This is a genomic window from Spirosoma arboris, assembly GCF_009754945.1.
GTDB classification, from domain to species: Bacteria; Bacteroidota; Bacteroidia; order Cytophagales; family Spirosomataceae; genus Spirosoma; species Spirosoma arboris.
This window is the reverse complement of sequence record NZ_WPIN01000011.1, coordinates 57,644-78,418: the sequence shown is the minus strand read 5'-3', so window position 1 is coordinate 78,418 and position 20,775 is coordinate 57,644. Positions and strand designations below refer to the sequence as shown.

The following is a 20,775-nucleotide window of genomic DNA, read 5'->3' as shown; positions in this document are numbered from 1 at the left end:
GGGGCTAAAAAATAGAATTTGAAAATTCTAATCCTTTGAAAAACAAGGGAGAAACTATGAATCCTAAACGAATGCAGGTAGCCACCCAATGGTCGTCAGTCTATGTATGGCTATTAACGTTCTTTTTGCTGTTAAACAATATCGTTGCTAAGGCACAGACGTCGGCGAGCAATTGGCATTTCGATGTAGCGATGGCGCAACCGGCCACGCATATGTATCATGTTACGTTTCGGTGCCCGACTGGAAATGTACCGACGCTGACATTAAAAATGCCCGCCTGGACACCCGGCTACTACCAGATGATGAACTATGCAGCCAATGTTGACAATGTTCGGGTTACAGATGAATCGGAAAAAGCCCTTGCCTGGAAAAAAACTGGAAACAGCACCTGGGTAGTACAGACTGGCTCGGCGAAGCAACTGGTGTTTACCTATGACGTAAAGGCAACCCGCAACTTTGTCGCGAGCCCTTACCTCGACGAGAATAAGGGTTATATCTCACCCGCCGGGTTGTTTGTTCACGTGGTTAATCAACTAAAGCAGCCCGTTACCATCACGCTTCATCCCTCCACCGAATGGCCTGACCTGATTGCTACTGGTCTGGACTCAATTCCTGGGCAGCGTCATACGTTCACAGCGCCCGATTTCGATGTATTATATGACAGTCCGATTCTGATGGGTAAACTGGAGCAACTACCCGCATTTACTGTTGGTGGTGTGCCGCATTATTTTGTTGGCTATAATATGGGTGATTTCGACCGGCAGCAATTCATCGCCGATCTGAAGAAAATCGTGGAAAGCAGTGTGGCCGTTATTGGCGATATTCCCTACAAACACTATACGTTTCTGGCCATCGGACCGGGTGGTGGCGGTATCGAACATTTAAATTCGACCTCCATCAGTTTCAGTGGAGCGGGCCTGGATAAACCGGCGGGTCGATTGCGGATGTATAGTTTTCTGACCCACGAATATTTTCACCACTACAACGTCAAACGCATCCGCCCCATCGCCTTAGGCCCATTCGACTACGAACACGAAAACCGAACCAACATGCTTTGGGTATCAGAAGGACTTACGGTCTATTATGAATACCTGATTCTGCGCCGGGCGGAACTAATGTCACAGGACGACGTGCTCAACACCTGGCAATCTATGATGACCTCGTTTGAGAATAAGCCCGGCCGGTTGCATCAATCGGCAACCCAGGCCAGTTACGAAACCTGGGAAGACGGTCCCTTTGGCCGAACTGGCGATGACGCGTATAAGAGCATTTCGTACTACGAAAAGGGAGCAATTTTAGGTGTTTTGCTGGATTTGACCATTCGGCACGCGACCCAGAATAAGAAGTCGCTCGATGATGTCATGCGAACGCTCTATCAGACATACTATCGAACCCAAAATCGGGGCTTTACAGATGATGAATTCCGGTCGGTTTGCGAAAAAACGGCGGGAACATCGCTGGCTAAGGTTTTCGAGTATACCTCAACCGTGAAGCCTATTGACTACGCCAACTACCTGGCTTATGCAGGCCTGAACCTGACAGACAATGTACAGGCACAACCGGGTGGCTGGCTGGGCGTTGCAACAAGGGCAAAAGGAGACAGTGTGTTCGTGACCAGCGTTGACTGGGAATCGCCTGCCTGGAAAGCTGGCGTACGAACCGGGGATCAATTGTTACTGATTGATGATCAGGTTGCTACAGTAGCGGCTATTCAGGCACTGAGCCAGACGAAAGTCGCCGGTGATACCGTAACGCTACAATTGTTGCAACAAGGGCAGCCCGACACAAAATCAATTCAACTCGGCACAAAAAAGGTTCGGCAGCTGAAACTAACCCGGCAATCTGCTCCAACGGCGCTCCAATCGGCAATATTGGCAGATTGGCTACGAGGTACTCATGCGTCTTTGAAGCCTAAGCATTAATCAACCCTACACTACTGACACAAAAAATGAATAGGATACATCAACGATTTTTAGGCTGTTCGCTACTGATTGCGAAGCTGTTGCTGGTAGGCAGTCTGATGGCTCAGCCTAATCCACTCAGCAGTGTGAACCCGCAGAGTAGTGATGTGCACCATCTACTAACCCAGTATTACGCCGACTTTGGCAGCCTGAGTCGATTTTATACAATAACCGGCTCTCCTGAGCGTCGGGAGCGGTTTCAAAAACTGGATACTGAGTATTTGAAGCAGCTAGAGCAACTGAATTTTGATCGGATGAACACCGATAGCCGAGTCGATTATCTACTGTTTCGGCGGGATTTGCAGGAACAGCTCCATAAGCTAGCCGACGAAGCGACGGAACGAGAACAAATTAAAGCCTGGTTTCCCTTTGCCGACACGATTTATGCCGCTGAGAAATTACGTCGTCGGGGGCACGTTCTGGATGCCCGGCAACTTGCTCAGAGTCTGGCAGGTATCGGTCCTCAGATTCGAAAGATTCAACCCGAAATTGACAAGAACACGAAGTTGGATGGGGCGTTGCTGCGACGGGCCGAACTAACTGCCGATGGGCTCCAGAAAGCCTTGAAAAGCATTTACACCTTCTACAATCACTATGATCCGGATTTTTCGTGGTGGATACCTGAGCCATACCAGAAAGCAGATAGTGTACTGACGGCCTATACCTCCTTTTTCCGAAAGAAGAGCCGGGAAGCAGCGCCGGTTAAGGATGATGGCAGTGGCATTGCAGGTGTAGCCGTTGGTAGAACGGAATTACTGCGCCAATTGCAAAACGAAATGATTGCCTACTCGCCCGAGGAATTGATCGCTATGGCCAACAAGGAGTTTGCCTGGTGTGACCGCGAACTCCTCAAAGCCTCGCGCGAAATGGGCTTTGGCGATAACTGGAAAGCGGCTCAGGAAAAAGTAAAAAACAGTTACGTACCCGCTGGCAAACAGCCTGAGATGATTCTTCGCTTATTGGACGAATCGGTCGCGTTTTTGAAAGCAAAAGACCTAATTACTATTCCACCTATTGCCGAAGAAACCTGGCGAATGACCATGATGTCGCCGGAGCGGCAATTGGTCAACCCGTTCTTTTTAGGGGGCGAGTCTATTCAGATTTCATACCCGACTGAGGGCATGAAACATCCCGACAAACTGATGAGCATGCGGGGCAACAACCCTCATTTTTCGCGCGCAACGGTACATCATGAATTGATTGCCGGGCATCACTTGCAGAGCTTCATGAACAATCGCTACAAAACGTACCGTAGTTTCGATACTCCGTTCTGGATCGAAGGCTGGGCATTGTACTGGGAAATGCTGCTGTGGGATCAGGGCTTTCCACAGTCGCCGGAAGATCGGATCGGGATGCTATTCTGGCGGATGCACCGGTGCGCCCGAATTATTTTTTCACTCAATTATCACTTGGGCAAATGGGGACCTCAGCAATGCATCGACTTCCTGGTCGAGCGGGTTGGGCATGAGCGGGCCAATGCTGAGGGCGAAGTTCGGCGTTCGTTTGTTGGGGGCTATCCTCCTCTTTATCAGTTGGCTTATATGACGGGCGGGTTTCAGTTTCTGGCACTAAAGAAAGAACTGGTCGACAGTGGCAAAATGACGCATAAGCAATTTCATGACGCCGTCCTGCAAATCAATTCGATGCCCATTGAAATGATTCGTGCCATCCTGACAAATCAGCCATTGCCGAAAGACTTTAAAACCAAGTGGCGGTTTTATGATTTGCAATCATAGCTACTAGTCAATGAGTTAACTGAGTGAGAAGCCTTTTAGGCATTCATCAGTCAATAATCCACACTCAGTAACCTTATTCTTGTACTCAGCATCTTTCATTTTCTAGCTCAACAGTCTCATGGCAACTTTGTCTCACCGAATCGCCAACGCAGTTGCACCGGCGATCCGGTTAAACGAGACAAAGAAACAATTACGACTAAAGCCATGAAAAAAGTAGTTATTCTGATGTTGGGACTGGTAGCCAGTTCAGCATCGTTCGCTCATCAATCGACGACTCAACCTACAGCCGCCCAGGCCCGCCTGGTGATGACCGCCGAGCATAAAATCAAACTTTATGTTCAACCTCTTCAAACCAAAGGGCAGCTTGCTATCTGGGATGCCAATGGTCAATCTGTCTATACCACAACCGTAGCCCTACAAAATGGACTGAGTCAACAATTCGACTTCTCAAACTTAGGCGCTGGTACCTACAAGATGACGATTGCAACGGGCACAGAAACCCTGACCAAGACGTTTGTCGTGCAAGCCAATCCCAATGAAAGCTTTATCGTTCAGGAGGTTTAATCGATAGTATAGGCTAAAAGCTAAACTGGGAAGATCAGGTTATCCGAAAAATCCCGTTAACTGGATAACGTAACCAGCGCTTTTACGAGCTTGTCCAAGTCCGAATGCGTGTTATAGATATGGGGTGAAATGCGCAAATTGCCCACCGAGGCACAGGCTATACCGTAATCACTGTATAATTTCTGGAACAGATCTGCCGATGGTTTGCCCGGTATCGACACGGTTACAATACCTCCGCTCATCTGGGCGGATAGGGGAGTGATGAACGAAGCCTGAGGAATCTGTTTCTGTATCGATTCTTTCAAATAAAGCGTCAAATGGCGAACCCGATCTTCAATGGTTTTGCGGCCAATTTTCTCGTGAAAATCAAGAATGGCGGGCAGGGCTGAAGTCGTAGGATCGTTACGCTGGCCCAGTAGGCATATTTTTTTGTCGACGGTCTGGGTATCATCGTGCCAACCCACGCCAATTACACTGGGCCACAGCTTGGCCAGATGTTCTTTTTTGCTAAACAGAATTCCATTTTCCAGAGGGCCCATCAGCCATTTATGCGTGCTGGCTGTATAAAAATCGCACCCCATGGTCTTAAGATCAAGCTCCATAAATCCAAAAGACTGAGCGCCATCAACCAGTGTCAAAATGCCCCGACTACTGGCTAACTGACACAGTTCTTTAGCGGGTAGCATCAGTCCCGTTGAGTTGGAAATATGCGAAAAAGTGATCAGTCTGGTTTTGGGAGTGATGGCTTGCTGGAAGGGGGCAATTAGATCCTGGGTGGTGGTAAAACCAGCAGGAATACTAACTTTCTTGACCGTGAAACCTTGCCGTTTGGCTTTCTGCTCCCAGGCCAGACCATTCGTCGGATGATTCTGGTCCCAGATGATGATTTCATCGCCCGCTTTAAAATCAAGCCCATTGACCAGCATGTTATTACTTTCGGTCGTATTGCGGGTAATACCGACTTCGGCGCTGCTGACACCGATAAACTGGGCTAATTTCTCCAATGCCAGCTGACGCCTGGCTTCAAATTGGGATCGATTTTGAAACGAGACATCTTTTTCTAAACTTGTTGCCGTCACCCGGATCAGATCGGTAATGAATTGAGGTCTAGGACAGAGGTTGGCTGCGTTGACCATCATCAGATTAGCCGGTACAGCAAACTGCTCCTTAATGGTCTGCCAATAGGCCTCATCGACTACTTGTGGCGAATCTGACAGAAAGCCTGGGTGCGTGGCAGCTTCAGCAGATTCTACAAGCAGGGGTTGCGTTAAGGCAGCTACTGAGCCGGCCATTAATCGTTTTAAAAATCCGCGTCGTTTTGAGGAAAGGTTCATTGATGTCAGGTTGATTTTAGTTTAAACAGGTGTAATTGGGACGCACTATAAACAATGACATGATCGATTCGAGCCGAAGCGCATATCGAATGAATTGATTTCCAGAGGCTCAGGGCTCAATATAACCAATATCGATTAAATTGCTTTATCTATCTGGTAGGGGCACTTTCCTTTACCCCTAACGGATTCCTATGGCCTTACCTGGTAAAAATTCGAGTCAATCCCATAACTGGATATTGACAGCCATGATTCTGGCTTCCAGCATGGCTTCCATTGATGCCTCTGCCCTCAATGTTGCCCTACCTGCCATTCAGCGGAGTCTGAAAGCCGATGCAACCCAACTGGTCTGGGTCGTCAATGCCTACGCCCTGATGCTGGCTGCTCTGATTCTGGTGGGCGGTGCACTAGGAGATCACCTGGGACGAAAGAAAATAATGCTCATCGGCATCAGTTTATTCGTTGCCTGTTCAGCCGCCTGCGCAGCGGCTCCGTCTATCGAGTGGCTGATCGCGGCACGCACCGGGCAGGGACTGGGTGGTGCCTTATTGATACCCGGAAGTCTGGCCATTATTACGGCCGTGTTTGCCGATAAGCAGCGCGGCAAGGCCATTGGCACCTGGTCGGCCGCTGGTGCCCTGACCAGCGTGGCTGGGCCTTTGCTGGGTGGATTGCTGGCTGGAGAAGGACTCTGGCGGGTCGTTTTTTTACTGAACTTACCCCTTGGTTTGGCTGCCCTGGGGATTATTTACTGGAAAGTCCCCGAAACCCGGGATGAATCTACTAAAGGCACTATCGATTACATCGGGGGTGGATTGTCCTCCCTTGGCCTGGCCGGTTTAACGTATAGTTTTACCATGTGGTCGACACTGGGACCCGATCAGCCGGCTGTTTATGGGACGTTGATCGGCGGTCTGATCAGTTTGGCCGCCTTCGTCTGGTTTGAGACGCGACAGCAGGAACCGCTGGTACCCATGTCGTTATTCCAGGTGCACACGTTTGCGGGCACCAACCTACTGACTCTGTTTTTATATGGAGCCCTAAGTATAGTTTCCTTTTTCCTGTCGCTTAATTTGGTGCAGCTCCAGGGGTATCGACCTGCTCTGGCGGGACTGGCCTTTATTCCACTGCCCTTGCCGCTCATCTTGCTTTCCCGCTGGGTAGGAGATTTGTCAGATCAGTATGGTCCCCGACGACTGTTGATCTTGGGGCCGACTGTTACCGGTCTTGGCTTCTTAGGACTGTCACTGATAGGCCTCACTAGTGGACCTACTGACTATTGGTTCACCTTTTTACCCGCTGTGCTGACGATTGGTGCTGGCCTGACACTAACGGTGGTGCCGCTAACCAATACGGTCATGGGCTCGGTGGCGAGCCATTATGCAGGAACTGCTTCAGGTATTAACAATGCTGTTGCTCGTGCCGCTGCCGTATTAGCGCTGGCTGTGGCCGGTTCGGTGGTCCTGGCTACCTTCAGCTATCAGCTAGGTGAACAAATCCAGACCTTGCATTTGCCCGCGAGTGTTGAAGCTGCCTTACAGGCGAAGTCGAATCTACTGGGCGCTACCCCCATTCCAACTGGAATCGCTACAACTAATCGACCTTTGATACACCGAGCTATTCAGGTGGCCTTCCTGCATAGTTTTCAGGTGATTATGTGGGGATGTACAGGATTAGCCTGGTTAAGCGCAGTCATGGCCGCTTTTTGGGTAGCACCCTACGCAACCAAGCTGCCTAAAAAAACGCCATAGAATTAGTTTGTTTTACTGACTCAATAGGAGCTCACCTTCATTGTCAAGTGTCACTTTCACAGGTGATTCATAAATGATTCGTTGTGCTTTTGCCTTGTAATTTTGAGGTACGGTAACTGCATGTCTAATATGCACGTCATCCGTTTCAGTTGGTACCTGACCAAAAGACCATATACCTGGATCATTCCATGCGCCGGAATTAATGGTATAAAACCCACTTTCCAACGACACAATTGGACTTAGGCTACCCGTAGTTGTATTGGAAGGGCGAATGCGATAGGAATAAGCAATTCCTGCTCTGGCGCTGGTATCTGTAAATGTAGTCACATTAGGCCCCACACCACTAATGGCCACAAGATCCGTTTGAGGGGAGGATCGTTCGATGAAATAGCCCATCTCATTACTGGCATTATCCTGCCAGGTAAGTACCACCGAAGTTGCTGTAGGAGTGACAGATAGATTCGTGGGTGAAGCTACATTCGTGGGTGGACAATCGAGCGTGCAATTCATATAATGCTGTCGCATATACAACGCTTCCTGCATACGTTCAACTTGCCCAGGCGTAAACTTATCGTCACGACAGCGGGCATAATACGGATAGTAGGACATAAAGTTATCAACTAGTGGCGTATATAAATCTCCATTTGCATCGGTAATGGTGCCGGTATATGTCACGCAGAAATTGTTGGTCTCAATGGTTGCGCCCGGCAGGTTGTAAGGGTCAGCAGGCGTATCGCAGATAAGGTCTCCAGCGGTAGAACAGTTCGCGCCTGCACCCCGCGTAACCAACTCATCAGTCGAGCGATTGGGGCTGAATGTGTGATAAAGAAAAAAGTTATGTCCCAGCTCATGAGGCATTGTATAGTTGGCTATGCCAATAAGCTGGCCCTCTACATTATAGTGATTAGTAGAAATATAAGAGCGTGTCGATATTAGGTCATCGTAAGGATAATAGCCAAATCCAGAGATTGTTGTAGAGAAATTGAAATAATACTGATTCAGGGCATTCCTGACGTCAACCAACAGGTTTCGGTCCCGATTTTGATCAAAATCAGTATACGCATCATCATTATCAACATAGTCAGGGGTATCGCCACAGAAGTAAAATTGGATACCGGTTCCATTTAGTAAAAAATAGTGATTCGTTCGAGCCATCGCAAAATTGAGAGCCGTCAGGTCGAAACCTCCTGACCCGTTGCTTGTCCGAAAAATATGGGGTCGGATCGGTACGTAAGTGATGGAAGAAGCAGTTGGAAGGCGGGACGATTTTTTGAGCTGAAGGACGAAGTCGAGTTGCTTCTGAAGGCTTTGTTTTTGCTGGGTGGTCAATTCAGGAATTGTACAAACAGGTAGTTTTTGGGGGAGGGTAGGCTGTGCAAATGCTGCAATAAATCCGGTTAACCATAGTCCAAATCCTAAAAAGAACCCCCACCGAATGGTCAATGTCGTCATTGTGTTACGTTGAGTTAAGTTTATAACTAGAGTGAATTCTCGCGTATAAACTCATTCTCAATAGTGAACTACTCTCTATATACGTAAATTTTTTGTTGATTTAAATAGGTTTTTTCGTAGCCAGATCAGGCCCACTAAAGCAATACTGGTGTGAAGAGTAATTAATACGGGTGTGCCCATAATCCAGGGAGTTGCCAGGAAGCCTCTGGTTAAAAGGGAGTTCAATCCCGTTAGTACATAAATCAATAAGAAGAGCAAAGGCAGCGTTAAAAATCCAAGTAGATAAAGCCAGGCTCGTCGGTTAGTCAGCACCTTATAGGCTTTGATGATCGGGGGTAAACCAAGGCACAACACCAAAACCGAACAGATTAAAATCATCTGCGTACGACTGTAATCAGCTTTAAGAAAATGTCTGGTCACCACCATTTCATCGCCACCACCCATCATCACATTACTGATCCTGCCAAAGGGAATATTGGCAAAAACCAATGAAAAGCCTAGGAGGGTTTTATTGGATGGCTTAGCACTCAACCAAATCATTCCCAGCCACATAAGTGCAAAAGACGCTAAAGGGCCAGCCAGTGTGGCGACCCACCAAAGTGGATGATTTTCAGGGCAACCTTTACACAAAGACCAAACATTAAAGTCGCGTGGTCCCCAGCAGCCACAAATGAAATACCCAACAACAATATGCACTGTTTCATGAAGTTCTAACAGGACAATCAGCAACAGAAGGAATGTAAGTACGTACGAAAATGAGAGTTTGATGTGCATCTAAACTGACTGAATGGGGATATTGAGGAAAATGTAGTCATTGAAGCAGCTTATTTTCGTTCTTTTTTCGTCAGCGGTCAGTATTTTTCAGGAATGGTAGGTGAGATTGAGCGTGACAGGCTGACGCTCGGAAAGACTATCCGAAAAGTTGTACCTAGGTGTACTATACTTTCAACTTCGATAGTCGCGCCCAGTTTTTCAGTCAGTGATTTTACGATAGACAGTCCCAGACCCGATGAACCTTCGTTATTAGTAGGCTGAGCCGATAATCGCTGGAATCGCTTGAAAAGTTTGACTCGGTCGTCGGGCGATATACCAGGCCCTTCGTCTTTGATGGCAATCCTTAGCTGATGGTTCACTAGCTCGGTTTGCACATGCACACTCCGGCCAAATGGCGAAAACTTCAGTGCGTTACTGATCAAATTATCCAGAATGCGAACCAGCGATTTAGGATCTGAATGGAGGATAACTGGCGGATGGTTGCGCTCAATATGAAGTGAAATTTCTTTCTGATAAGCCTGTGCTAAAAAGCTATCGACAACCATATCGATCAGATTATCCAGTTCAATATCTTCCGTTTCTATGGGCTGATTAGTAGTAGCCAGACTGTTGAAATAAACAATGCTATCGATCAGATTAAGGCCACGTTTAATCGTTTTCTGACCATGTTCGATACTTTCAGTTTGCTCATCATTCAGCGGCCCAATCATAGGCAGGAAGCTAAAAACAAAACTGATCGTGGATAGGGGAGACTTTAAATCATGTGCGATTACACTGATAAGGTTTTCAATTTCCAGGTTGGCGTCGGAAAGTTGCTGATGTTTAAGATACAGTTCAGTTACGTCATTGAATAACCAGATTCGGCCCTTGAAATAAGGGGAAAAAATAGGTTTTGTAAAAACAGATAATACCTTTTCGGGAAATGTCCAAATCCACTCTTTACTGACAAAGGTCGGATTACTAATCAGTTCCGAAGCTGTTTGGTTAATGGTGTCCTTATTAAGCGCACGATTTCGGAGCTGGAGCATACCTACCGATAAACTGGCCGATGATGGGCGGAGGTCACCTGCTTCCAGATTCAATAACTCAAGAGCCGATGGATTGACCCAGTTTATGTCTTCGGCTTCATTAATGAGCACAATTGCCTGCGGAACCACCCCAAACAGGAACCTATATTGCTGATCCAGCGCAATTTGCTGGAACGATAGAGTGCAGATCAATATTTTATCACCCAACCTATAGAGGGCATTCTCAATGTCACTCGCTGAGAATGCAGGCTGTTTGGTCCAACCTACTACAATCCAGCCTTTAAATGTATAATTACGTAAGCGAAAACCAGCGACATAGGAATAAACGCCCAGTAATTCTTTCAATGCCCGGCGAGGCACAAAATCTAGTTCAAGAAAAAACGATGTTGATTGGGTTAAGTCGTTGAATTGAGTGGGATTGACATAGGAAGCCGTCAGTTTAGGATTGGTGGAATACAGTACGGCGGCTGTCCATTCATCTCGTTCCTGTATAATGTAGCAGACATCTGCACCTAGAAAGGGAAGTAGTTCCGATGCATAGGCCTCCAATAACTTCGGACCAATTTCAGTCTCTTCAATAGCCCGAAATCGTTTTTCAAGACCGTTAAAGTCAATCATGTTTTATGGGTTACAAGGTATAGATCGACAAGCTAAGCTTGCCGATTGGTTCTGGGTATAAGAATCAGGCAGTCTGCGTTAAAAGACCTGATTGGCCAACAGAACCAGGCATTTAGTTAATTAAGAAACGGTTTAATGGTTCTAATCACTTTGTCTGCATCACTGATGTGGGGCAGGTGCCCTTCTGTATCCAAAAAAGTCAGGATCGAATTGGGAATATGCTTCTCCAGAAAATAGCCAACTTCATGCGGAACAGCAACATCTTCCTGTGCCTGAATCAGTAGCGTTGGATGAGACAGTTGTCCTATATCTAACCGATGATCAGAATAAAAAATAACTTTCGCGATGGCCAGTGCTACATCTGGTCGCATCGCCGAAAGAGTACTGGAAAAGGAATTGGCCAGATGTGGACGATCTGGATTTGCCATAACCATGGGGGCAAAACCGCTAGCCCAGGCGTGGAAGTTAGTTTCCATCTGAGCAAAAAGCTCACTTAATATAGCCGTGCTAAAACCACCAACGTAACCGTCCTGGTTGACGTAACATGGTGACGCATTTAGTAAAATGAGTCGGGAAAACCAGTCTGGTTCCTGAATAGCAGCCAACGCTCCGGTCATGCCGCCCGCTGAGTGTCCAATGAACGTAATATTTTGTAGACCAAGCTCTTCAATAATGTCTAAGATATCGCTTGCATAGGCATGCAGGTGCTTGTATTTCCAGTTAGTAAAGAAGGGAACTGTTTTTTCATTTGCGCCTACATAATCGAACAAAACAACTTTATAGTCGTCGGTAAAGGCCGAGACGACTTCAAGCCAGGCTCGCTGGTCGGTACCAAACCCATGAGCAAATACAATTGTCTTATCCGACAAAAGATTGCCAAGTAATTGCACATTATTTCTAGCTGCTACGGACATGAATAAATGTTGATTTTGTTACTTATTTTAATTATTGACAATTATAAGTAAATGTAATAGGTATATGTGTAAAATATTTTCGTGAAAAAGTAATACTAACTTTATAGTATCAATCTCCTTTTTTTGAGACTACTTACTCTTGTTTTAGTATAAGTTTTAGGGCATTAGAATACGGAATTGACAAGGATTTCAGTTAATCGGTTATAGACTCATCAGGACATTTATTACAAGACTATGCTACAAACGCGTACTTTCAACTGGGTAGTGCTCCGATATGCTTTTATACTCTCGTTAAGCCTGACGGTCACAGCCTGTTTTACAGAGCCTCAATATTCCAATGTTCCTCAAATTGAGTTTAAAGGGCTTAGCCGGTATACACTTGAAGGCGGATCAGGTGTTGGACAGCAAAAAAGGGACTCCCTGGTGATCACCATCGGATTTAAAGATGGGGATGGCGATCTGGGTAACAACATACCATTATCCAGCCTTGATTCGGGTCGCTACACGCAGGCGGGCGGGTGGGGGAATTACAGGATCACTGCGTATCGCCTTGAAAACGACCAGTATCAGGCGATTACTTCTGGAGAGAATACTACCTTATATTTTCCTCAATTGAGCCGGGAAGGCCAGAAAGGAGCCATTGAAGGTAGCCTGGACTTGCACCAAATCTATCATTACGGAACAAGCTACAAGAACTACGTGACGAAGTATCGAATTCAGATCCGGGATCGGAATTTACATGTCAGTAATGAAATAGAGACCGACACAATTACAGTTCCTTATAGCATCAGGTAGACTGGATTACTTTCAGTTCACCGTATCCGCTCCGCGAATAATGGGGGCGATGATCTGCAAAGCCGGATCCGTGAGCGCATGTTTTTGAAGGAAGTAGTCGAATGTACAACGATCTTCGTAATGTGTGTATTCGACACCAGGTACATCAAACGGTATAGCGTCTACAACTTGTGCCTGGTGGATTGCCTGATCTTCTGGGGCGAACAGAATGATGGCTTGGGTATCGATAAACCGTTTGATGAGCCAGGGACAGGCCATTCGGTCGATTTTCGGGCGTTCTCGTGTAATCCAGTTCATGACCAGGATGGAGCAATTATTTTTATAGATAGACACCCATGCTCTACTGCTAAGCGCGAATGGCTAAATAAATTTAAACAGCGTTTGTTAACCTAGAGCAAATCGATCAAGTGTGACAATTTTCACGGAGCGTTCATCTCGTTCATAGCGAACCAGATCAATTGAACTGGCCTCCATTTGGCCATAGCCTGTTCGACGGTGTTGATCTACATACTGGATTAGATCCTGGCCATTTTTTAAAGGGCCGCCAAAAACGACCAAACTGATATGGGTATTTAATCGGGGATTCTGTTGTTCCGGCCCTTGAAGAAATTGATGGTTAGCTAAGTGCTGATGAACTTGCTGACGGAATAACTGAATTTGCGCATCGACCGGATAGCCTTGTAAGATGATGCCCACTCGATTGGCCGACAAACCGGCAAAGCGAATACCAAATGGAGAAAACTGCGGGGCAAGCTCTTGTAAAAGTTTCGAATAGGTACAAACTGCAAAATCTCCATCGGGTACATCTTTTCGGAAAAACTCGATGGACCGTAAGGTAACATGAAAGGTAGCTGTGTCATGGAACGTGTGCCTCGATCCCGTTTTGGTTTTTAGGGTGTCGATCAGCGGTAAAAGGGATTCGCCAAAAATGGTGGGTATACGCAGTATTGCGCTAACTCCCCACCGTTTACTGGTTGCATCTGGAATCGGGTCAACATCCACAATTCCCTGGGCCAAATCCTTTTTTCCAACCATCCACATTTGGTCATAGCCCGTTTGAATTGATTCATTATTCATCCGTTTAGGTACGAAGGGGAAAAACACGTGATCAACCCAGGTTTATCTAGCTAAAACCCGTCACGTAGAGGTCATGGATAAAGTGTAACTATGTCGCAATTCAAATTTAAACTGCTCGGCCAGTTTTAACACATTATGGAAATGGCTTGTTTAAAAACGACCTCAAAAATGGCTACCGTTATGTTTGTGCAAATGTAATGCTTCGCTTGATTCAAGGATAAGTCGCTCTAGAGCTGATTACTATATAATACCCATCTGTGGTGTAATACCGCCATAATGCTATTTCGTACTTTACAGATATATGAGGTTGGACATTGCTTTGTAAAATCACAGACGGTTCACTATATTTATTCCATGAGCAAGCCGTACCAAGTCGGTTATTTTGAAGGGGAAACACAAGCCAGTTTCCAGCCCTGGCGGGTGTTCGATACCAAAGACGAGGCCCGTGATTTTGTATAATACCCTATAAAGTAAAGGGCAAAACGAAGGGTATCTCCAGAATGTGGCCATCTTCTACCAGAGCCACATTGTCTTCGACGGGTGTTTTGGACTTAGCTAACTGCACTTTTGAGAGAACTAGGAAAATCCTTAAAAAATTAAAATAGGTTTTATGGAGATCGAAGAATTTTTCACGATTTACCAAACTTCTGCTTGGCGTAAGGACACAACGGCCATGATCAATCTGTACGATGAGCAAGCCGTTATATTCGATATGTGGGATCAAGGTTATCAGTCGAACTCACTGGAATGGAGTAAAGTTATTAAAGACTGGCTTGGTTCTTTAGGGGAAGAAAAAGTAAAAGTTGACTTCGACATGGTGAATATTCATCAGTCAGGCAATGTAGGATTTGCCAGTGCCCTGATTCAGTTTCAAGCTATTTCAAGCGACGGTGCTGTTTTAAGGAGTATGAAGAATCGAATAACACTCGGATTTTCAAAATTTGAAAACGGCTGGAAAGTGACACATCAGCATACGTCGGCTCCAATTAGTTCCAATGGTCTCACTGCAATTTTGGATATTTAGCCCGGAGCAACTCTTCAGCTACTATGATTATTGCATGCACACGCTAATGACACGTATCCTGCGCTTAGCAAGACTATGACGTATAGCATTAACGGTAAAGGAAGTATCAATACCTACTGATTCTTCAAGTCTACGTTTACTTGCAGGCGCATCGGCTACGGATCTGCACAAGGGTAGAACTTGAGCTAGCTCACTACTTGATTAAGCTATATAGGGGAATAAATGTATAAAAGAACCGCAGCGCTAATTAATTCAGGGTAAAAGTGAAACGCTATAGGCAATTTCAGAAGGAATATATAGGAGTGAAATTCATATATTAAGAGTATTGAACCATACTTATAAATGCACTAAGTTTATTGTGTTGCATTCAGCACACACCTCAAAAAGCCTCTTAAAGCATAAAAAAAGTCCTCTACGTGCTTGTAAAGGACTTTTTTTGCTAAGTAGCGGGGAGCAGGATCGAACTGCCGACCTTAGGGTTATGAATTCTATGGAATATGGTCTCATATGGTGCGATATGGTTTAATATCTGCTGATTATCAAATATTTATATTTATTATTGAATTACAGGAAACCATAAAAAAACACGATTTGTTGTACCTATGTTGTACCAAATGCTTTTGTTTGGGCCTCAATTAGAGTGATTTACCGCATCTAATATAATCATTTTATGGCTTCAGCAATTAAAGTTGTCCTGCGCAAAAAGCGAAATCTAGATAATACATATCCGCTTGCTCTACGCATTACCCAAGATCGAAAATCAACCTTTTTTCATTTGGGGTTTAACCTGCTTGAAAGTGAATGGGATGCTTCAAGTCAAAAAGTCAAGAAAAGCCACCCCAATTCCACACGGTTGAATAATTTGATCCTGAAGAAGAAAGCGGAGGTCAGTGATAAATTGATTGATCTTCAAGTCCAACAAAAAGACGTATCGGTGAGCGCCATTCGTAAGCAGATCAAGCCAAAGGATGGTAAATCATTTTTTACGTTGGCTAGCCAATGTATCGAAAATATGCGGAATGAGGGTAAGTACAACCGTGTAAAAACCGATGAAGCTCGTATCAAGCATTTTCGTGAATTCCTAGACGGAGCTGATATAACTTTCTCTGAAATTGATGTGCCACTTTTAAACCGTTTTAGGGCTTATCTGAAGGGTACACGCCAGATTAGTGAACGCACGGTCATCAATCATTTAATCGTTATCCGAACGGTCTATAATCAGGCGATTGCAGGTAATATGGTCGATGCGAAATATTATCCGTTCGGTAAAGGCAAGATTTCTATCAAGTTTCCAGACTCCATAAAGATCGGACTTGTACCATCAGAAGTCAAAAACCTTGAACAGATTGATCTGTCTGATAACGAATATTTGAATCACGCACGGAACATATGGTTAGTGTCTTTTTATTTTGCTGGAATGCGGATTTCGGATGTCTTGCGAATGAAATGGTCGGATTTCCAAGATGACCGGATGCATTATACGATGGGCAAGAACAACAAGGCCGGTTCATTGAAAACGCCTGAAAAAGTGCTTGCTATTCTGAAGCAATATAAAAAACAGCCAAAGAAAAACGATTTAATATTCCCCGAGTTGAAAGTGCTAGAGGACTCAGAGGATACATACCATGTACAGCGGAAGATTTCCTATGCTGTAAAACGGCTTAATAAGGCTCTGACCATAATCTCTGAACGGGCTGGAATTGCTAAGCCTGTAACCATGCACATTGCGCGGCATACGTTTGGCAATATCTCAGGCGACAAAATACCGGTTCAGATGTTACAGAAGCTTTATCGGCACTCTAATATCACAACCACGATTGGGTATCAGAGCAATTTCATAAATAAAACAGCTGATGATGCGCTTGATGCTGTTTTGGGGATGGAGTGATCTATGTCTTGAAACAGAAACTATTTGCCGGTAAAGGGCGAGAACAGGAGCTACATTATCCTACCGTTTCCAACCATTCACTCCATGGGAGGTCTGCCATTTCCTTCGAGTTATATTCTTTTCTATTTCGAGTATTTGAAAAGTAATCGCTCTGTGTCCAGAATAAATGATAATCATCAGGATTATTGCCAGAATTGGGTATCTTCCTTTATTGATCCGTGAGTAGGCTTGTAAAGCTTGATTCTTTGTTGGTCATGGCAACTTATAAACCATCTGACTATGAGTTATTGCGTCGACGGTGTGCAGAACTAAAAGAGGCTGGCTGGAAACAAACCATGATTGCTCAAGCCCTAGGCCTAACTGAAGGATGGGTCAGCCGAACGCTGAAAAAATATCGCCAGGACGGTCAAGCCGCTTTAGCTTGGCATAAGCCCACCGGACCAGCTTGCCGACTAACCGACTTGCAGATAACGCAGTTGATTGAGGAGTTAAACAAAGGCGCTGAACATCATGGCTTTCCAGGTCATATATGGACAAGACCACGCGTTAATGAAGTCATCAAGCGACTCTTTGGTGTTAGTTACGATCCCTCACAAGTGGGGCGTTTACTGAAAAAGGCCGAATGGAGCCGGCAGAAACCGCAGCCCAAAGCGCGTCAGCAGAACGCCCAACGAGTCGAGCAATGGCGAGTCGAACACTTACCGCATCGGCGGTCCGACTGAACTTAAAAAAAGCGCAAGCTGAGCAACGAGTCATTCTTTATGTCGATGAGTCAGCCTGTTATTTATTGCCCATGCTGGGTTTAACTTGGGCACCGCGAGGTAAAACGCCTGTATTAATGGAAAAAGCAGGTCGGGACCATCTGAGCTTGATTGCCGCTATCGCTCCTAATGGTCGCATTTATGTCGGAGGTCAGGATCACTCCTTCAGTGGCGAAGATATAATCTGGTTTTTAGACAAGTTGTGCAGTCGCTATCGTAAGCGCGATTTGCTTATTATCTGGGATGGGGCTTCGATCCACAGTGGAGAAGCAGTCAAAGCATTTTTAAAAGAGCGCCCTGGACGAGTACACTTGGAGCGTTTGCCAGCTTATAGTCCCGAGCTAAACCCAACCGAATTAGTGTGGAATCAGATCAAACAGGGATTGAAAAACCGAGTGTTTCTGTCCTTAGATGATCTGACGGTAGCGGTCTTAGAACAGGTCAATTTATTAGAGGGGAATCGGAAACTAGTTCAGGTCTTCTTCCATAAAAAGGAGGTAGCCTTCTTTACAGATTAATTCACGGATCAATAATAAGTATGGGATTGCAATGGTTGCGCGTACTATTTGGATTCGTGAAATCAGGCATTGGGGAAGAAACTACACGGCTTGGGCAATTTTATAAGGTTGTCGGCTTTAATAATCTTAATTTGCAAATAGAAAATAAGAGTAAGTGAATTAAAAATGATTTCTTATAAATAATAGTCTACTTATTTACAGCTTTAATCTTACGTTTATTAAATAAAATGGAAGTAATCTGCCTGCAAGACGAAGCTTTTTATATTCTGATTGAGCAGGTTGTTGCTCGGCTTATAGAGAAGGCAGGGCAGGAAAAAGAAAAATGGGTTTCCGACGAACAAGCGATGCTGCTTTTAAATATCAAATCGAAAACAACATTGCAGAAATTGAGAGATGAAGGGAAGATTCGTTTTACTCAACCGCAAAAAAAGATTATTCTTTACGACCGAGCTTCAGTTGAAGCTTATCTTGAGCAAAACGCTAAAAATACGTTCTAACTATGGAAGATCAAGATAAAGTCGAACCAGACTATTTAAAAGGCTTTAATGAAGGTTATACCATCGCAGCATACATGCCAGAACTTGCTGAGCAATTGGCGAAAATTAATGTTGAGAATATACGAAACGCCGGTTTTCAAGCAGGTAGGCAGCAACTTATAAAGGAGCAAACTAGGGATCGACTTCCATCTTGGTTGAAAGGGGATCGACCTAATACGCCAAATAGAACGAAAGGTCGGCACATCGAACCTGATAAGGACTGACATAGACAAAGCTTATTCTCTATCTTTACCCTTTTTGGTCTTTAGGTCACGCACTTTCCCGGAGAACTGCCCAATACTCTCACGAGCTTGAGTATACCTCAAACTCTGCGAAAACCGTGAAGACATGGTGTCAATCTTCCTTTCTGTTAGTTCTGTAGTTTCTTTTTCAGAGTTTTCTATTGACGTAGGGTGCGTTGTGTTCAAAAAATCTTTTGATGCCTCACTATTCTTTGTTTGGCTGGGGGGTAGGTTCTGTTGTACTTCATCTACTTGCTTAAAAGGATTAACAAATAGTGGTTGACGAAAAGTGTGGCTAACGACTTGGTTAGGGCTTTTATCAGTTCTGCTTTGGTCTTTTATTCCTTCTGGATTTTTTAGAAATTTGGGTAGGTTGTAAGGCTTACTCTGTGGTTCATTTTCGTGATATTTCAACCATTCTTGGTAGTGTTGTTCATTCAAATCTTTATGATCTTGGCTAAATTTAGCCTCTAATGTTTTTTTCTCGTCTTTCAGCAAAATGTCAGTATAATCAGCGCCGTATCTTTGCGTGAAATCGCGTTTCCGTTTAAGAAATTCTCCCCATGTTTTGGCTTGTTGCTCGTTTAAATCAAAGCGCTCTTTATACTGCTGAGCGTGGACTTCTTTTTCTCCCATGATAATTTAGTTTAAAGTAAAGGAAACTATCTTTATTTTAATAAATTATGCCTTGATATTTAATATTATTATGCTAATATAAATAAATTGGATCACTTATAATATAGGTGCGGACAATGGATGTGCGTCAAAAAAATATTAAAAAAATAACAGTGACGATAAATGTTTTGAAATCGTTTTTACTGGAACACTCCTGGAAGCTCGTCTAGATACAGTAAGCTGGGATAATCTGCTTCTTGATGCCACAATATACCAAACCTCAAGAGAGAAGGGCACGTTCTGATTGAGGCCCATCTTGGCTATTTGCCGAGTGATAGTATAATCATACCATACGAACCCTATTTACGCTTACTCGTGCAAAACTATTGGCAGGGTCAACTGAGTCAAGCTGATTTCATTGCCCAAGTAGCTGACTAGATTTTCAGGTTATGAACCCAAATTAGAACATTCGCCGATCGCTGAAATGTGGATGCGAAATGTGATTGCTAAAGATGTTTTTAAGCTACCTGATTTTATATCAGAAGCTGATTATAAGTCTATTGCACTGATTAAATATCGTGAAATTCTATTAGAACACGGGCAAGCCGCAGCCGATGCGTCTCCTCTATTTGCCCAAAAATGGTAAATTCTTTCCAGCTTATTCTTTTGAATTTAGTAGTTTCAGTAACAATTCATTTCTTTCTTTTTCCAGTGTGAGCATTCTCTCGTAAAGGGCTGATTTTTCTTCGTACAATTCAACTATTTTATCAATCGGATTGAAGGTTGGATAGTAATTTACAACAGCCGATTGATCATGGTTGTTGATCGTATTGGCTACAATATTAACTACGGCTTCTTCAGAAAAACTCTTTATGGCGTCTTCTGAAACGCCAAGGGCTTTTGATACTTTTTGCAATGTAGCAATCTCTAATACTTCTTTTTGCTCTATTTGAGAGATTGACTGCTGACTAAGTCCCAATGACGTTGCCAGAACATCCTGCTTGATCCCAAGCATCTCCCGAATCCGCTTTACGTTACGCCCCTGGTGTATTACATGTGTGTCCATGTACAAATCTAAATGAAATCGCTCTGGTAAAAAACAAGCAATAGACTTGTTCGATACAAGCGTTATCGTTAATGGAGGCCGGATCTAATGCTGTAACTTTCGGGCAGGTATCACTTTAAAAAAC

21 protein-coding genes are annotated in these 20,775 nt (G+C 44.6%); 12 read left to right on the top strand and 9 right to left on the bottom strand.

All coding sequences use genetic code 11. The annotated features are described in order from the left end of the window. Positions 1-56 precede the first annotated feature (56 nt). The 3 genes from GO755_RS25665 to GO755_RS25655 all read left to right on the top strand — a co-directional run bounded on the left by GO755_RS25665 (position 57) and on the right by GO755_RS25655 (position 4,261). A complete protein-coding gene (locus GO755_RS25665; RefSeq protein ID WP_157588167.1) occupies positions 57-1,922 on the top strand; it encodes a M61 family metallopeptidase in 1,866 nt (621 codons plus the stop codon). Positions 1,923-2,020: 98 nt separating this feature from the next. After that, the gene (locus GO755_RS25660) at positions 2,021-3,697 is read left to right on the top strand and encodes a DUF885 family protein (protein ID WP_227687093.1); all 1,677 of its coding nucleotides are present in this window, start codon (positions 2,021-2,023) and stop codon (positions 3,695-3,697) included. Positions 3,698-3,901: 204 nt separating this feature from the next. Further along, positions 3,902-4,261: a T9SS type A sorting domain-containing protein gene (locus GO755_RS25655; RefSeq protein ID WP_157588165.1), complete on the top strand. Its 360-nt coding sequence runs from the start codon at positions 3,902-3,904 to the stop codon at positions 4,259-4,261. A gap of 56 nt (positions 4,262-4,317) precedes the next feature. Here GO755_RS25655 and GO755_RS25650 read toward each other — a convergent pair whose 3' ends face one another. After that, on the bottom strand, positions 4,318-5,595 hold the full coding sequence (locus GO755_RS25650) for an aminotransferase class V-fold PLP-dependent enzyme (protein ID WP_157588164.1): 1,278 nt from the start codon (positions 5,593-5,595) through the stop codon (positions 4,318-4,320). A gap of 191 nt (positions 5,596-5,786) precedes the next feature. Here GO755_RS25650 and GO755_RS25645 point away from each other — a divergent pair, with 191 nt between their 5' ends. Then, positions 5,787-7,343, top strand: coding sequence for an MFS transporter (locus GO755_RS25645; RefSeq protein WP_157588163.1), 1,557 nt, complete (start codon positions 5,787-5,789; stop codon positions 7,341-7,343). A gap of 12 nt (positions 7,344-7,355) precedes the next feature. Here the strand turns inward: GO755_RS25645 and GO755_RS25640 are convergent, their stop codons facing one another. The 4 genes from GO755_RS25640 to GO755_RS25625 form a co-directional block, all read right to left on the bottom strand. Beyond that, positions 7,356-8,795, bottom strand: coding sequence for a M43 family zinc metalloprotease (locus GO755_RS25640; protein WP_157588162.1), 1,440 nt, complete (start codon positions 8,793-8,795; stop codon positions 7,356-7,358). Positions 8,796-8,870: 75 nt separating this feature from the next. After that, positions 8,871-9,569, bottom strand: coding sequence for a hypothetical protein (locus GO755_RS25635; RefSeq protein ID WP_157588161.1), 699 nt, complete (start codon positions 9,567-9,569; stop codon positions 8,871-8,873). Positions 9,570-9,646: 77 nt separating this feature from the next. Beyond that, the gene (locus GO755_RS25630) at positions 9,647-11,215 is read right to left on the bottom strand and encodes a sensor histidine kinase (RefSeq protein ID WP_157588160.1); all 1,569 of its coding nucleotides are present in this window, start codon (positions 11,213-11,215) and stop codon (positions 9,647-9,649) included. Positions 11,216-11,331: 116 nt separating this feature from the next. Then, complete coding sequence (locus GO755_RS25625; protein ID WP_157588159.1) at positions 11,332-12,129, bottom strand: alpha/beta fold hydrolase; 798 nt, start codon at positions 12,127-12,129, stop codon at positions 11,332-11,334. 234 nt (positions 12,130-12,363) lie between these two features. On the opposite strand from GO755_RS25625, the gene GO755_RS25620 reads away from it, so the two are divergent. Further along, positions 12,364-12,924, top strand: a complete 561-nt coding sequence (locus tag GO755_RS25620; RefSeq protein WP_157588158.1) for a hypothetical protein — start codon at positions 12,364-12,366, stop codon at positions 12,922-12,924. 12 nt (positions 12,925-12,936) lie between these two features. Here the strand turns inward: GO755_RS25620 and GO755_RS25615 are convergent, their stop codons facing one another. Then, a complete protein-coding gene (locus GO755_RS25615; RefSeq protein WP_157588157.1) occupies positions 12,937-13,221 on the bottom strand; it encodes a chromate resistance protein ChrB domain-containing protein in 285 nt (94 codons plus the stop codon). Between the two features lie 87 nt (positions 13,222-13,308). Continuing rightward, positions 13,309-14,001: a 2'-5' RNA ligase family protein gene (locus GO755_RS25610; RefSeq protein WP_157588156.1), complete on the bottom strand. Its 693-nt coding sequence runs from the start codon at positions 13,999-14,001 to the stop codon at positions 13,309-13,311. A gap of 610 nt (positions 14,002-14,611) precedes the next feature. On the opposite strand from GO755_RS25610, the gene GO755_RS25605 reads away from it, so the two are divergent. From GO755_RS25605 to GO755_RS25585, 6 genes are all read left to right on the top strand, one after another. Beyond that, a complete protein-coding gene (locus tag GO755_RS25605) occupies positions 14,612-15,025 on the top strand; it encodes a YybH family protein (protein WP_157588155.1) in 414 nt (137 codons plus the stop codon). A gap of 670 nt (positions 15,026-15,695) precedes the next feature. Beyond that, positions 15,696-16,913 carry a site-specific integrase gene (locus GO755_RS25600; RefSeq protein ID WP_157588154.1) on the top strand — a complete coding sequence of 406 codons (1,218 nt, stop codon included), beginning with the start codon at positions 15,696-15,698 and terminating at the stop codon, positions 16,911-16,913. A gap of 254 nt (positions 16,914-17,167) precedes the next feature. Then, positions 17,168-17,635 (top strand): winged helix-turn-helix domain-containing protein, encoded by a 468-nt coding sequence (locus GO755_RS41560; RefSeq protein WP_227687084.1) that lies wholly within the window; start codon positions 17,168-17,170, stop codon positions 17,633-17,635. Beyond that, positions 17,596-18,192 (top strand): IS630 family transposase, encoded by a 597-nt coding sequence (locus GO755_RS41555; protein ID WP_227687083.1) that lies wholly within the window; start codon positions 17,596-17,598, stop codon positions 18,190-18,192. Before GO755_RS41560 ends, GO755_RS41555 begins: the two co-directional genes overlap by 40 nt. Before the next feature lie 227 nt (positions 18,193-18,419). Further along, on the top strand, positions 18,420-18,689 hold the full coding sequence (locus GO755_RS25590) for a helix-turn-helix domain-containing protein (RefSeq protein WP_157588153.1): 270 nt from the start codon (positions 18,420-18,422) through the stop codon (positions 18,687-18,689). Positions 18,690-18,691: 2 nt separating this feature from the next. After that, a complete protein-coding gene (locus GO755_RS25585) occupies positions 18,692-18,952 on the top strand; it encodes a hypothetical protein (protein ID WP_157588152.1) in 261 nt (86 codons plus the stop codon). Positions 18,953-18,964: 12 nt separating this feature from the next. Here the strand turns inward: GO755_RS25585 and GO755_RS25580 are convergent, their stop codons facing one another. After that, positions 18,965-19,606 (bottom strand): hypothetical protein, encoded by a 642-nt coding sequence (locus GO755_RS25580; RefSeq protein WP_157588151.1) that lies wholly within the window; start codon positions 19,604-19,606, stop codon positions 18,965-18,967. 469 nt (positions 19,607-20,075) lie between these two features. On the opposite strand from GO755_RS25580, the gene GO755_RS25575 reads away from it, so the two are divergent. Further along, positions 20,076-20,231, top strand: a complete 156-nt coding sequence (locus GO755_RS25575) for a hypothetical protein (RefSeq protein ID WP_157588150.1) — start codon at positions 20,076-20,078, stop codon at positions 20,229-20,231. Positions 20,232-20,243: 12 nt separating this feature from the next. Here the strand turns inward: GO755_RS25575 and GO755_RS25570 are convergent, their stop codons facing one another. Beyond that, entirely contained in the window at positions 20,244-20,651 is a 408-nt protein-coding gene (locus GO755_RS25570; protein WP_157588149.1) for a helix-turn-helix domain-containing protein, read from the bottom strand. Between the last annotated feature and the right edge of the window lie 124 nt (positions 20,652-20,775).